This window comes from Rhizobium sp. UFLA01-1127 (assembly GCF_059803845.1).
On sequence record NZ_JAUQTZ010000158.1, the window covers coordinates 1 to 14345 of the forward strand.

The following is a 14345-nucleotide window of genomic DNA, read 5'->3' on the forward strand; positions in this document are numbered from 1 at the left end:
CACTATTGCGTCATGCTATCGCACACGTTATAGCATTACGCAATTGATGTAATAACATAACAGACCCATTCAAGGGCATTTATCGCATGAACGCAGCAAAAACTCTTCTTCCCGTCGCGGCCTCTCTCCTCCTTTCGGGCCTGCTCGTCAGCACGGCGGCCACAGCAGCCGATGCGCCGAAGGTCGTGGTGTCCATCAAGCCGATCCATTCCCTGGTCGCAGCCATCATGCAGGGAGTCGGTATGCCCGATCTGATCGTCGATGGTGCCTCCTCGCCGCATACCTATGCGCTCAAACCTTCGAATGCCCGCAGCCTGCAGCAGGCGCAGTTGGTCTTCTGGGTCGGGCCGGGCATGGAAGCCTTCCTTCAAAAGCCGCTCACGGCACTCGGCTCCAACGCCACCGTCGTCGAACTCGACGACGCTCCGGGCATCACCAAACTCAAATTCCGCGAAGGCGGCGCCTTCGAACCGCATGACGATGGTGACGGGCATGATGCAGGCGACGAGCACGCCGATGGCCACGACCATGATAACGGCGAATTCGACACCCATCTCTGGCTCGATCCGCATAATGCCAAAGCGATGGCCGCCGAAATCACGACATCGCTGGTCGCTGCCGATCCCGCCAATGCGCTCACCTATGAAGCGAACCAGAAGACGTTGAATGACAAGCTCGACGCGCTGGATACGGAAATCGCCTCGACGGTCGCTCCCGTGAAAGACAAGCCTTTCATCGTCTTCCACGATGCCTACCAGTATTTCGAACATCGCTACGGCGTGCGCGTCTCCGGCTCCATCACCGTCAGCCCGGAAACCATTCCCGGCGCGCAGCGCGTGGCCGAAATCCACCGCAAGGTCGCCGATCTCGGCGCGACCTGCGTCTTCGCCGAACCGCAATTCGAACCGAAGCTGGTCAATGTGGTGCTGGAGGGCACATCGGCAAAGTCGGGTGTGCTTGACCCCGAAGCCGTAACTTTGCCACAGGGACCGAATCTCTATTTCGATCTGATGCGCGATATCGCAAGCTCCCTGAAAAGCTGCCTTTCAGCGCACGGCTGAACATCTCCGGAGAAAGCGAGCCTCCTGCTCGCTTTTCTCACTACAGCAAAAGTAATGATATTACATTACAATGAGGCTATCATGAACAAGAAGCTTCCCGTCACCGTCCTCTCCGGCTTTCTCGGCGCCGGCAAGACGACGCTGCTCAACCATATCCTCAATAATCGCCAGGGTCTGCGCGTGGCCGTTATCGTCAATGACATGAGCGAGGTGAATATCGATGCGGCGCTGGTGCGCGACGGCGGTGCCAACCTCTCACGCACGGAAGAACAGCTTGTTGAAATGACCAATGGCTGCATCTGCTGCACGTTGCGCGACGACCTGCTGAAGGAAGTACGCCAGCTTGCCGAACAGGATCGCTTCGATTACCTCCTGATCGAATCGACCGGCATCGCCGAGCCCCTGCCCGTCGCAACCACTTTCGAGTTTCGCGATGAAGATGGCCGCAGCCTCTCCGATGTCTCCCGGCTCGACACCATGGTCACCGTCGTCGACGCGGCCAACCTCTTGGCCGATTATGGATCGACGGATTTCCTCGCCGACCGCGGCGAGACGGCCGGCGACGGCGACAGCAGGACCATTGTCGACCTGCTGGTCGAGCAGATCGAATTTGCCGATGTCATCATTCTGAATAAGGTTGGCTCGGCAACGGTCGAGCAACGCGACGCCGCCCGCAAGATCATCGTCGGACTCAATCCCCACGCGGGCCTGATCGAAGCCGATTTCGGCGCGGTCGAACCGGCGGAGGTTCTCGGCACCGGCCGCTTCGACATCGATCGCGCCGAAACCCACCCGCTCTGGTACAAGGAGCTCCACGGATTCAAGGATCATGTTTCGGAAATCGAGGAATATGGCATCCGCTCCTTCGTCTATCGCACGAAAAAACCCTTCAATCCCATTAAATTCCAAGCATTTCTCAATCGGCCATGGCCGGGCGTCGTTCGGGCCAAGGGCTTCTTCTGGCTTGCGACCCGACCCTATCATGTCGGCGAAATGAGCCAGGCCGGCGCGCTCGTCCGCACAGGCAAGATGGGCCTCTGGTGGGCTGCCGTGCCTGAGCAGCAATGGCCGCGCGATCCCGGTTTCCGGAGCGCCCTGGCCCCTTATCTCGATCCCATCTGGGGTGACCGGCGCCAGGAACTGGTATTCATCGGTGCCGATCCGATGAGCGCGCAGAAGATCACAGCCGAATTGGATGCCTGCCTGATCGATGCGGATCGCTTCACGCCGGAACGCTGGCGAGACCTCCCCGACCCTTTTTCTAGCTGGGACCGGCTGACGGCATGAAGAAGCAGAACCTGGAGCAAGGTGCCGAAAAGCGTGATCGGCTTTCGACGACATCCTGCTCTACGTCTTCGATTCCAGAGCGGATTCGGATTTTAGATCGCACAGACCTAAAATCATCCAGCTCTGGTTAGATTGCGCTGCTATTGCTTCGAATGCAGTGGCGATGACGAACCCGTCGATAAAGGATTCCGATCCAACGCCGCCAAACCGGATAAGGATGATAACAAGTCAGGCGAGGCAGATGCTCGCCTGATGCCCGATCCGATAGGAAAAACTTTGGTTTTGGGCCTGAACGTGCGCTCAGGCCACCAGCATGCCGGCAGGAACGGTGATGATCTCATGCATGACGACCAATGCGCCGATCACGTCCGCCTTGGTACGCAGCGGCGTCATCGTACAGTGAAACACCTTGCCTGGCTCGACCTCACGATGGGACGGGTAGAGACACTCCACCCTTTCGCCTGCAAAGCAAGCATCGAGCTTCGCTTTCACGCTGCTTTCAAAATATTCGCAGCCGACGAATTCCGAGATGTGGCGCCCAACGAGCTCCATCGGTTTTGACTCCAGGAACTCCGAATTGGCAGCATTGCTGTAGAGATAGCGATAATCCTGCGTAATCACGGCAACGCGATCAGGCAGGCTGTCCAGAATGACATCGTTCAGAAAGCTGCCTTCCTCGAAGCCGAACACGTCGTCGCGATCGATTTTCTCGCTCGAAAACGTCTTCATAACTTCGCCGGCTGCTTCGCTTGCTCCGCCGAAATAACGGTCGATCAGCACCGAGAGCGATGTCGAATTGCACAGGACTCGCGAACGATCATCCGCTTCTTCCCGGATGAGGTTATTCATGAACTGGAGCTGCATGTAGATCTCAAGCAGGCTCGTCGCTTTAAACGCTAGAATAGCCGCGATAAGTGGTTCCAGTTCACTATCGAGCGACGCGACAAGCTCGTCGTCGCCAAGTTTAATCGCACGTTGAATCTGACTGCATTTCGTGGAGAAGGCATGAAAGAGTGCCAGCAAAATTGCCCTCCTGTCCTTGATCACAACGGACGCAGGAGCCTCGTTTCCCAGCGCTGCCATGCCCAAGGATATTCAGTTTGGTGTCCGCTTTCTCACCAAACTTTCTGTATTGTGAATTAACATGACTTACCTTCACTTTCAATCCGGATGAACAGAAGTTCTCGGGAAAGGAGAACTTTCTGAAAAGCAAGATCTACCAGCGGCAATGGCTGCATGAAGACCGGATGCGAATTCCAGCATTCTTACCCATGGAGCGAATCGCGCTCTCTCGGCTCCGCTTCTCGCGCTCTGGTTTCTTTTTGCCCGACGGGCAAAGCCGCTTGCGTAGTTTTGTACGGCCTGTCCCAATGAAGAGCCGATCTAGAAAACGCTCTTCTTGATATCCCAGCGATCATGATACCAGAGCCATTGCTCGGGGTTTTCCCGCACCCAGCTCTCGACCTTGTCGTTCAGCATCTGCGCCGTCGCGGTCAAGTCGAGACCGCCCGCTCCGTTGCGCGGCATCTCCAGCTTCGGTTCGATTTCCAGCCTGTAGCGATTGTTAGGCAGACGGACGCAACGGGCTGGATAGACCTCGCAATCGAATTGGCGCACGAGCTTCGGCAAAAGCGGGTTCGTCTTCACGTCACGGCCGAAGAACAGAGTCTTCAACCCCTTACGGAATTTCTGGTCGACCAGCACGCCGACGCCACGGCCTGCTTCCAGCTCACGCGCAAGGCTGAACGAGGAGCCCGCGTGGGAAGGCACGAGGTTGCCCATGCGTTTGGCCCGGAAGTCGAAAACCTTCTGAGCGACATAGGGATTGTTCGGCGGACGGAAGAGTACGGTCACCGTCAGACCGAAAGCCGCGCCTGCAACCGGCAGCAGCTCAAAATTGCCGGTATGTCCGGTAAAGACGATGAATGGCCGTGGATTGTCCCTGAGGTCGAGAAAGATCGGAATGCCAGAAACCTCGATCCGGCCTGGCTTGTCGCTATAGGGATCGAAGTCGAAGAGCCGGTCGAGGAAAACATATTCCGCCGCCAGCCGGCCCATATTGCCCCAGCTTGCACGCGCGATGTCCTCGATCTCCGCCTCGCTCCTTTCCGGAAAAGCGTTGCGCAGATTGGTCAGCATCAACTGATGCCGGCGCATGCGCGGTCCGATCTTCCGGGTCAGCCAATCGGCAAAATTGATGCCCGCATCCGCCGGAAATAGCTTCAGGAAATTCAGGAAGCCGAAAATGACCTGCGCCACCAGCCACTGCCGGAAATTTCTGAGCGCAAGGACGATCCGGGTGATGAAGAGCTTCACGCCGCTCAATCCATCTTCAGGATAATCTTGCCGAAGATCTGCCGCGATTCCATTCGCTCCAATGCCCGGTCGATATCGCTGAAGCTCACTTCGGTATCGATGACCGGATGAACGAGCCCGCGCGCCATCTTCTGCATGGCGTTGGCCATGTTTTCCATGCGGCAGCCGAAGGAGCCGAGCAGCTTCAACTGCTGCTGGAACAGCATCATCAGGTTCATTTCGGTCGAAACGCCCGAGGTCGAGCCGCAGGTAACGAGACGGCCGCCGCGCTTCATGCAAAGCATCGAGCCCGCCCAGGTATCCTTGCCGACATGTTCGAAGACCACGTCGACGCCCCTTTTCTTCGTCAGCTTGCGCACAACACCCTCGAAGCGGTCGGTGCGATAATTGATGACGTGATCGGCGCCCAACGCCTTCGCCTTCTCGATCTTGTCGTCGGAACCGACCGTGGTGATGACCGTGCAGCCGATCTTCTTGGCAAGCTGGATGGCAGCCGTGCCGATACCCGAACCGCCGGCATGGACGAGGATCGTTTCGCCCGGCTCCAGCTTGGCATTGTCGAACAGCATATGCTCGACGGTGCCAAACGTGACGGGTGCCAGTGCCGCGCCGATCGCATCGACACCGGGGGGCGCCGGAACCAGCAAGCGGGCCGGCAGATTGACCTTCTCCTGTGCGAAGCCATCGAGATGGAAGCCGTGCACGCCGCCGACATGTTCGCACAGATTGTCGCGACCTTCGCGGCAATGGCGGCAGAGGCCGCAGGTGCGTGCGCCGTAGATCGACACGAGCTGCCCCGGCAGCACGTTGGCAACGCCCGGTCCGATCGCTTCGACCACGCCGGCAGCCTCTGCACCGATGACGAGCGGCATCTTGCGCTTGGCAAAGGCCATGCCGCGCCAGCCCCAGACATCAATGTGGTTGAGGGCGACGGCCTTGACGCTAAGGGTCACTTCACCTGCGCCCGGTGCCTCCGGCTCCGGCAGATCGGTGATCTCAAGTTTGCGGTCGTCGATCAGTTGCAAAGCACGCATGGCAAAGTCCCTCGCCTCTCGGGCGCAGTTATTATCCGTTATTCAAAGGTCCGATTAAGCCGGTTCAAGCGCCATGACAAGGCTGGCGTTCTGACCACCGAATCCGAAGGAATTCGAAAGAACGGCATTCACCTGCTTTTCACGCTTCTTGTTCGGCACGACGTCGAGAATAATAGACGGATCCGGATTGTTGTAGTTGATGGTCGGCGGCAGCGTTCCGGTCAGCATGGTCTGCAGCGAGAACACCGCCTCGACCGCACCTGCGGCCGTCAGCGTATGGCCGATCATCGACTTGTTCGACGAGACCGGAATGGTCGGAAGCCGGTCGCCGAACACGGCGGACATCGCACCATATTCCATCTTGTCGTTCTCCGGCGTCGAAGTGCCGTGAGCGTTGATGTAGCCGATATCGGTCTCCGCCATGCCGGCATCGGCGAGGGCTGCGCGGATCGTCGCGATCGCCGGGCCGCCGTCGGGCGAAGACCGGGTGCGATGGAAGGAGTCGGCCTTGTCGCCGGCGCCCTTCATGATGCCGAGGATCTTGGCGCCGCGCGCGACCGCCGCTTCCAGCGATTCCAGCACCAGCGTCGCCGCTCCTTCGGCGATGACGAAACCATCGCGATCCTTGCTGAACGGCTTGGATGCCTTGGTCGGCGGATCGTTTTGCGTCGACAGCGCCGACAGCAGCGAGAAGCGGATCAGCGCCTCCGCGCTCAAGGAACCGTCGGTCGCAACCGTCAGCGCCCGTGTCGTCCGGCCCTGACGGATCGCCTCGATACCGAGCTGGATTGCGGTCACGCCCGATGCACAGGCCGTCGACAGCGTCACCGGCAGGCCGCGCGTGCCGAAACGGTCGGCAAGGCGTTCGGAAATGGCGCCGAAAAGAGCCGCTTCATGGAAGGCAGGATCCGGGCGCTGGCGCATGGCGGCGAGGAAGCGTTCATATGCATCGCCATCGTGATCAGCCGGAGGAGAGCGGTCGGCCAACTCGAAACGGGCGCTCCATTCGGGTTCGATCGGCGGTGCAGCCAGGAACAGCGGCGCGTCGAAATCGCCGGCAATGCCGGCCTGGGCCAGAGCTTCGATCGTCGTTTCGCGCGCAAAAGCGTAGGAGCGCTCGACGGCGTTCGGTGCGGGAATATCGATGAAATCCACCGTGCCGGCGATCCGCGTCGAAAGCCCGTCCGTGGGAAAGCGTGTGATGCCGTGAATGCCCGAAGTGCCGGACGACAAGGCGTTCCAATTGTCCTGCAGGCCCTGCCCCAGCGACGTGATGATCCCCATGCCGGTAACGGCGACGATCGGGCGTCCGAGATGATCCTTGTAAGCGGTCATATCCTGTTCCTCACGCTTCAGCCGACAGTACGGCGATACCTTCGCCGCGTGCATGGCCGACGGTTGTTACCACAGCATTGCGTGCGCCCGCCGCCATCGGCTTTTCATGCGCGGCATCGAAGGGCGGCACCTTGGCCTGATTGGCAACGGCCAGAGCCGCGAAAGCAATCCCGAGCGGGAACTGGCCTTCCAGCCCGTGGCCGGAAACGCCTACATAAGCGCGGATGGCAGAATCCGGAAGCTGCGCCTCGAGCACCGCCTTCTCGCGCTGGGCCAAATCGGGGATGGCGCTTGTGCCGGAAAAGACGATTGTCGCTTCGCCTGCCCCTTGCTTGGCAGACGCAAGCATACGTTCGAGCCGCGCCTCGAACTTGCCCTCGTCGCGCCGGCCGCGATCGCCCTCGACCGCATCGATGGTCGCATAGATATGCGCACCGCGGCCCTCCGCGTGGGCTCGCGATTCAAGCACCAGGAAGGCGCTCAGCGATCCCATGATCATGCCGCCGCCATCTTCCGGCTTACGCGACCAGACGGGATGCCAATCGCCGATCGCATGGGCGTTGATCGATTCGATCAGCAGGATCATATCCAGACGCTCGGCGGAAAACGCGCCGCCCACCAGTGCATGGCTCGATTCGCCCGACTTGATGCGATGGAAAGCCGTCTCGACGGCGGAAATGCCGGAGGCCTCCTCGCCCATGAACGTACGCGACGAACCGGTGACTTTATGGACGATCGAAATATTGCCGGCGAGCAGGTTGGAAAGCTGCGCCAGGAACAGGGTCGGCCGCAGCTCGGTCGTCAGCTTCTCGTTCAGCAGCAGTTCGCGGTCGTTGCGCTTCAGGCCCTCGTTGACGATCAGCGTATCGACATTGATGTCGCGCTCGCCGCCGCCGGCCGCGACGATCATGTCCATGGTTCCGCAAGCTTCCAGATCGTCCTTGAAGCCGGCATCGTCGAGCGCAAGCCCGGCTGTGAATACGCCGATGCGCTGCCAGTTTTCCATCTGCCGCTGATCGCCGCGCTTCGGGATCTGCTGCGACCAGTCGATGTCAGGCAGAGGATGCACGGGATAGGGTTTGAATTTTTCGGTCTCGACGATGGTCGGCGGCACCTTGTCCGCGGTCAGCAGGGCGACATGCGCATCCTTGCCAACACCCTGGCAGGTGACGATGCCGATACCCGTGATCACCACATCATTCTGGGCCTTGCTCATTCATCAATCCTCTTCGAATGCGGCGCCGAACAGGCCGGCAGCATCAACCGTTGGCGGCGATGGCGTCGAGAAGCCCGACCTCGCCTGCCCGCTTGCGCACGATATCGGCGAGCGGCACCTCATTAAACGGCATGGTGCGCAGCTTCAACTGCGCATCGCAGATCTTCTTTCCGGCAATGGTGATGCGCGCCTTTGTCACCGCGAATCCAGAGCCATCGTGCTCCAGGTCGGCCTCGATATCCAGCTCGGCTTCCGGCTCGACGAAAGTCCGCATCTTGGCGCCATCGACCGACATCAGGAACGGCATGTAGGCAAATTTCGTCGCGGCAAGCACCAGCATACCGGAGGCCTGCGCCATCGTTTCGATCAGGAGAACGCCAGGAACGAGCGGCATGCCGGGAAAATGGCCTTCGAATACCGGGCTCTTCGCCGGAACGATGGAATGCGCCTTCAACAGGCCCTTGGACAGATCGACGGATTCGACCCTGTCGATCATCTGGAAATATTCCAGCAGCATCAATGCCTCCGCTCCGGCCCGGCAAAATACTCTGCGCCAGGCGGGATACGCTATTTAAGAATGAAACCGCCCGGCCGCCACATTCAGGGGCGGCTGGGCGTCAAAAAATGCAAGGATGTCGCTCAGCCCTTGGCGGCGCGCAATTCATCGATCTTGGCACAGAGATTCTTCAGCACGAAGTATTCTTCTGTCGAGACCTTGCCTTCGTTGACTTCCTGCGTCCACTTTTCCAGCGGGATCTTGATGCCGAATTCCTTGTCGATAGCGAAAACGATATCCAGGAAGTCCAGGCTGTCGATGCCGAGGTCGTCGATCGTGTGGCTATCCGGGGTGATCGTGTCACGGTCGATTTCGCTGGTTTCAGCGATGATGTCGGCAACTTTGTCAAATGTAGCAGTCACTGCCCATACCTCTTGAAATAATAATTCAATCCCCCTCATAGGGAAATCCATTCCAAAAGCCAATGGTTTCCACCGGAACCCCCGGCAATTTGGCGAAGAACTGTTGCGCAAACGCAAAATGACACTCTCGTCGCAATTGCGGAATTACGGCGACATGCGCGCAAGATGCGGCAGGATTGCGGCCGAGCCGCAGTCCTGCAACGGCCAGCCGGTCCCGCAAGGACCTAAAGCGCGTCGCGATCTTTCAGATTCGCTTTCCGCGCTTTAGGTCTCTGATTTTGCGCATGTCGTCGTCGCAAAACCGCTGCACACTTTTGCGCGACATGCTTTAGTCGCTGATTACGATACGTGTATTGTGAAGCCCCACATCCGACGCCATCGCAAAAAAGGTGGCGGCGTTGCGCGTATCGAGCCGCACGCAGCCATGCGAAGCCGGCCGGCCAAGCCGCCGCACCTCATAAGTGCCATGGACGGCGTAACCGCCATTGAAGAATACGGCATAGGGCATCGGCGCATCGTCATATTTCTTCGACCGATGATCCTTCGACAGCCATTTAGCGGTATAGGAGCCGATCGGCGTCACATAACCCCTGCGCGCCGTCGATACTCGCCAGCGATACTTGAAAGCCCCGTCTTCGGAAACGGTCATTGTTTGCGATCGAAGATCGACGACCGCAAGAACGCTTCCGGCTTGGGCCGAAACGGTGTGAAATTGCATGCTTATACATACCGCTGCTGCTAATGCGACGCGCTTCATCTTGCCCCTCCGACTGTTTGCTTCCTCTTGAAGCAATTCAGACGATGGAGAGTCTATCGCTATGTTAATTATACCAAATTAATACATATAGTGAGCAATTGCTTAATTCAGGAAACGCTCACAGCAGCAGCAGGAATCCGAGGAAGGCGAGGAACGTCAGCATCGAACATGCGGAATAGAAGATGGAAATGCCGGCTTCGATATCGCTGACGGTTGCCGTGTCGCGGCCGGCGCCATTGATCATCGGCTCGCGCACAAGCTCTCCGCCGTAGATTCGCGGGCCGGCAAGCTGGATATCGAGCGCTCCGGCCATGGCGGCTTCCGGCCGGCCGGAATTCGGCGAACGGTGCAGCCCGCCATCCCGGACCGCAATGCGGATCGCATTTCCAAGCCCGGAGATCCCTCGCTTGACGAGAGCGCCGGCAGCGATCAGGAGAATCGACAGGCGCGCGGCCGGCCAGTTGGCAATATCGTCGAGGCGCGCGGCAGCACGGCCGAAATCGACATAGGTCTCGGATTTATGCCCGATCATCGAATCTGCGGTATTGAGCATCTTGTAGAAGAGAAGTCCCGGCAGCCCGAAAAACCCGTACCACAGGGCCGGCGCGACGACGCCGTCGGAAAAGTTCTCGGCCAGGCTTTCGATGGCCGCGCGGCAGATACCCGGTTCATCCAGCGTTTCCGGATCGCGGCCGACGATGCGCGCGACAGCCAGACGCCCCCCTTCCAGTCCATCGGCGCGCAATGCCCGCGATACCTCGCCGACGTGGTCGGCAAGGCTCTTCTGCGCCATGAAAACCGCCACGAGCCCCGCCTCGACCAATATGCCGAGCCAGCCGAAAAATGCGAGGAAGCCGTGAATGGCCCAGCCTGCGATGATCGCTCCCATCGACAGCGCGATGATCGACATGGCTCCGTTGCGGCGCCGAAGAACGCCGGGCAGGTGTTTCGCATTGAACCGGCGATCGAAAGAGGAAATCGCCTTGCCGAACAGTACGACCGGATGCGGAAAACGCTGCCAAAGCCAATCCGGATCGCCGACGATGCGGTCGAGCAGCAAGGCAAGAACCAGAATGAGCAAATGTTCGTCGGCGGTCATGTCGAATATTCCTCTAGGGCATGATGCCGAAAATGTGCGCAGCCTTCGACATCATGCTCTACTGCTTTGATTCTGGAATGGATTCAGATTTTAGGTCGAACAGATCTGAAATCATCCGACTCCAATGCCATTGCGAGCCTTCGATCCGCCTCTTCATCCGGCGCCAGCCCGAAACGCAGCCAATTGCGTGCATAGTCGAACTTGCGGACCAGGATACGGTGACGGCAGAGATGCGTATATATGCCCTCGGCCCGATTGTCTGCAACCAATGCAAACAGCGCCGTCCCTCCGGCGATATCGAGATGCGAGCGGCGCAGAACCGCCTCCAGCGCCAAATGGCGTTCCAGGATGCGCTTCCTGATGGTTATCGTGTCGCTTTCCATAAGAGACGCCGCAATGGAAAGCGCAGGTCCGGAAACCGCCCAGGGGCCAAGCCAATCCTCGAAGCGGCTCAGGATCGTGGCTTCGGCAATCACGAAACCCAGCCGCAGGCCGGCCAGGCCGAAAAACTTTCCAAAGGAGCGTAAGATAACGAGGTTCGGCATGGAGGCGGCAAAGGGCGCCAGGCTCGCCGCCGGCTCGGTGTCGCCAAAAGCCTCATCTACGACAAGAATGCCGCCTTGCTCGCGCTGCCTGTCATGCAGCTCCTGCAACTGCTCGAGGGGCAGCGTTCTCCCATCCGGATTGTTGGGGTTGACGACAACGACTAGGCTGTCATCGGTGGTGAGCTCGGCGATCGCCGAGACCTGACGAACCTGCATGCCCGCCAGCATGAAGGTCCTCGCATATTCTCCATAGGTCGGCGAGAGGATCGCGACGCCGCCGCCGGGCGCAAGCCTTGGAAGCAACTGGATGACCGACTGCGTACCGGGAACGGGCAGCGGCAGCATATCTCCGCTGCGATAATACTCCCTCGCCGCGTCTCGCGCGCGCTCCTGCACGTGCTGATCCGGTAGCCGATGCCATGCCGAAACAGGGATCTCCGGCAAGGAAACGGGATTGGGGTTGATACCAGTCGAAAGATCCAGCCACTCCTCGGGGCGTCCGCCATATTGACGCGCCGCCGCGGTAATGCCGCCGCCATGGACGATCCTGTTCGTCATGCCGCCTCGCCGGCAAGATCGATCAGATGCATGTAGGAGCCTGCGACATTGGCCCGCTGCAGACCGGCCGTACCCAGATCGGTATCGAGCGCATCCTTGACTGCAAACAAGCGGTCTGCCTCGCCTTCCGATACGATCGTCGAATAGTGAAACTCATGCGCCGTCATCGGCTTGTCGAAGAAGGAGCCAGCAAGCGGCACAACGCGCCGATAGCCGAGATGACGCTGTCTCTTTTCGTAGCTGGTAACGACGGGCAGCAGGCCGAGCATCGGATGACGTTCGCCGGCCGCATCCACAAGCCCCTCGCCGAGCACCATGTATCCACCGCATTCGCCATAGACACGCACCCCACTCGCCGCGGCCGTCTTCACGCCATCGCGGAAATGCTGGGCGGCGGCAAGCTTTTCGGCGTGCAATTCCGGATAGCCGCCCGGCAGATAGACGGCATCGGCGCCGGCCGAGGGCGCTTCGTCCGCAAGGGGAGAAAAGAAAGAGATTTCCGCGCCGCGCCGCCTCCAGCCAAGCAGCATATGCTCGTAACAGAAGGCGAAAGCGATATCCCGTGCCACGGCAATGCGCTGGCCGAACGGCATCAGACGCGCGATATTCGCCACGGACGGACGGACGACATGCTGCTGCGCTGCCCGCAAAAGCAGCTCGAAATCGCAGGTCTCCGAGACCACCGCGGCCGCAGCCTCGATAAAATGCTCGAGCGCCCCATGCTCTCCTGCCTGCACCAGCCCGAGATGCCGCTCCGGCAATACGAGGCTGCTGTCGCTGCGGATGACCGCGACAACGGGCATGCGTATCGCGTTCAGAGCCTGGCGCAGCATTTTCTCGTGCCGGTCGCTTGCAACGCGATTGAGGACGACACCGGCAATGCGGATATCGGCGCGGAAATTGGCAAAGCCGCTGACGACAGCTGCAACCGATTGCGACATGCGCGAGACATCGACGACAAGCACGACGGACAGGCCAAGCAAAGCGGCGAGATCAGCCGGCGCACCTCTGCCATCGGCGGCGCCATCGAACAGACCCATCATCCCCTCGATGACCAGCATCCGTCCGCCGGCGCGGTGAAGCGCCGCATTCGCTGAAATCAGTTCGGCGCGCATGGCCCAGGGGTCGAAGTTGAGGCAGGGCGATTCCAGTGCAGCCGCATGGAAAGCGGGATCGATATAATCCGGCCCAGCCTTGCCGGATGCGACCGCGACACCTCTGTTTCGCAGTGCGCGCAGCAGACCAAGCGTAAACGTGGTCTTGCCGGAACCTGAGGAAGGTGCCGCGATCAGAAGGCCGCTCATGCCGGCACCTTGCGCCCGTTCCCGCCCGGCCTTTCGGCTGCCGGCATCAGCGTGCGTCCGGAAAGAGCGCCGAGCCAATCGAGCGACGGCCGAAGCCTTACCACCTCGCCGACGACCACGATCGCCGGCGGCTCGAGGCCGGAAGCCTCGACGTCGCCGGGCGCGCGTCCGAGCGTGGTCTCCAGTACTTGCTGCGCGGATGTCGCCGCATTGCAGACGAAGGCGACGGGTTCATCCGCCGAACGCCCCGCGGCGATTAGATTGGCGCTGATCTGGGCGATATGCTTCATCGCCATATACATGACGATGACGGGCGAACCCTTGCCGATGGCCTCCCAGTCGATCGCATCGGGCACGACGCCGGACGAATCATGACCCGTCAGGAAGGTGACGGCATGGTTGATGTCGCGATGGGTGACGGGAATGCCTGCATAGGCCAACCCGCCGATGCCGGCCGTGATGCCCGGCACGATACGGAAAGGAATGCCGTGCTGGACAAGCATCAGCGCCTCCTCCCCGCCGCGCCCGAAAACAAAGGGATCGCCACCCTTGAGGCGGAGAACGCGCTTGCCCGCACGCGCCAGCTCCACCAGCCGCAAGGAAATGTCCCGTTGCCTGGCCGATGGTTTGCCGCCGCGCTTGCCGGCATATTCCAGCACAGCGCCCGGACGGGCGAGCTTCAGGCAATCTTCGTTCACGAGCGCATCGTGCACGATAACGTCTGCCTCGGCCAATCCCTTGGCCGCCAGCAGCGTCAAAAGCCCCGGATCCCCCGGCCCGGCGCCGACGAGCCAGACGGATCCCGGCTCCAGGGCCGGCAGATTGGAAAAAGCGGTATCGTTCATCCTCTGTGTCCTATGCCCGGATGACTGAAATTGCAACGTTGAGAACGGGATAAGACGGTCGCAGCCCGAT

The 14345-nt window shown here is 60.0% G+C and carries 14 protein-coding genes; 2 read left to right on the forward strand and 12 right to left on the reverse strand.

Annotated features, from left to right (window positions below; translation table 11 throughout):
• Window positions 1-86 precede the first annotated feature (86 nt).
• Together znuA and Q4Q11_RS27335 are read left to right on the forward strand one after the other, a co-directional pair.
• Window positions 87-1061 carry a zinc ABC transporter substrate-binding protein ZnuA gene (gene znuA / locus Q4Q11_RS27330; RefSeq protein ID WP_498571433.1) on the forward strand — a complete coding sequence of 325 codons (975 nt, stop codon included), beginning with the start codon at window positions 87-89 and terminating at the stop codon, window positions 1059-1061.
• A gap of 81 nt (window positions 1062-1142) precedes the next feature.
• Window positions 1143-2348 (forward strand): GTP-binding protein, encoded by a 1206-nt coding sequence (locus tag Q4Q11_RS27335; RefSeq protein ID WP_498571434.1) that lies wholly within the window; start codon window positions 1143-1145, stop codon window positions 2346-2348.
• Between the two features lie 300 nt (window positions 2349-2648).
• Here Q4Q11_RS27335 and Q4Q11_RS27340 read toward each other — a convergent pair whose 3' ends face one another.
• The 12 genes from Q4Q11_RS27340 to cobA all read right to left on the reverse strand — a co-directional run bounded on the left by Q4Q11_RS27340 (window position 2649) and on the right by cobA (window position 14275).
• Window positions 2649-3371, reverse strand: coding sequence for a PAS domain-containing protein (locus Q4Q11_RS27340; RefSeq protein WP_113223419.1), 723 nt, complete (start codon window positions 3369-3371; stop codon window positions 2649-2651).
• A 360-nt stretch (window positions 3372-3731) separates the two neighbouring features.
• The gene (locus tag Q4Q11_RS27345; RefSeq protein WP_112510348.1) at window positions 3732-4664 is read right to left on the reverse strand and encodes a lipid A biosynthesis lauroyl acyltransferase; all 933 of its coding nucleotides are present in this window, start codon (window positions 4662-4664) and stop codon (window positions 3732-3734) included.
• Window positions 4665-4669: 5 nt separating this feature from the next.
• Entirely contained in the window at window positions 4670-5698 is a 1029-nt protein-coding gene (locus tag Q4Q11_RS27350; RefSeq protein WP_498571435.1) for a zinc-binding dehydrogenase, read from the reverse strand.
• 54 nt (window positions 5699-5752) lie between these two features.
• Window positions 5753-7033 carry a beta-ketoacyl-ACP synthase gene (locus Q4Q11_RS27355; protein ID WP_113337198.1) on the reverse strand — a complete coding sequence of 427 codons (1281 nt, stop codon included), beginning with the start codon at window positions 7031-7033 and terminating at the stop codon, window positions 5753-5755.
• Between the two features lie 10 nt (window positions 7034-7043).
• Window positions 7044-8249, reverse strand: coding sequence for a beta-ketoacyl-ACP synthase (locus Q4Q11_RS27360; protein ID WP_498571436.1), 1206 nt, complete (start codon window positions 8247-8249; stop codon window positions 7044-7046).
• 43 nt (window positions 8250-8292) lie between these two features.
• Complete coding sequence (locus tag Q4Q11_RS27365; RefSeq protein WP_498571437.1) at window positions 8293-8766, reverse strand: 3-hydroxyacyl-ACP dehydratase FabZ family protein; 474 nt, start codon at window positions 8764-8766, stop codon at window positions 8293-8295.
• Between the two features lie 122 nt (window positions 8767-8888).
• Entirely contained in the window at window positions 8889-9167 is a 279-nt protein-coding gene (locus Q4Q11_RS27370; protein ID WP_041677496.1) for an acyl carrier protein, read from the reverse strand.
• 328 nt (window positions 9168-9495) lie between these two features.
• Window positions 9496-9924: a L,D-transpeptidase gene (locus Q4Q11_RS27375; RefSeq protein WP_112509973.1), complete on the reverse strand. Its 429-nt coding sequence runs from the start codon at window positions 9922-9924 to the stop codon at window positions 9496-9498.
• Window positions 9925-10042: 118 nt separating this feature from the next.
• Window positions 10043-11023, reverse strand: a complete 981-nt coding sequence (gene cbiB / locus Q4Q11_RS27380; protein WP_112509975.1) for an adenosylcobinamide-phosphate synthase CbiB — start codon at window positions 11021-11023, stop codon at window positions 10043-10045.
• Window positions 11024-11106: 83 nt separating this feature from the next.
• The gene (gene cobD / locus Q4Q11_RS27385; RefSeq protein ID WP_498571438.1) at window positions 11107-12126 is read right to left on the reverse strand and encodes a threonine-phosphate decarboxylase CobD; all 1020 of its coding nucleotides are present in this window, start codon (window positions 12124-12126) and stop codon (window positions 11107-11109) included.
• Window positions 12123-13430 (reverse strand): cobyrinic acid a,c-diamide synthase CobB, encoded by a 1308-nt coding sequence (locus Q4Q11_RS27390; RefSeq protein WP_498571439.1) that lies wholly within the window; start codon window positions 13428-13430, stop codon window positions 12123-12125. Before Q4Q11_RS27390 ends, cobD begins: the two co-directional genes overlap by 4 nt.
• Window positions 13427-14275, reverse strand: coding sequence for a uroporphyrinogen-III C-methyltransferase (gene cobA / locus Q4Q11_RS27395; protein WP_112509981.1), 849 nt, complete (start codon window positions 14273-14275; stop codon window positions 13427-13429). Before cobA ends, Q4Q11_RS27390 begins: the two co-directional genes overlap by 4 nt.
• Between the last annotated feature and the right edge of the window lie 70 nt (window positions 14276-14345).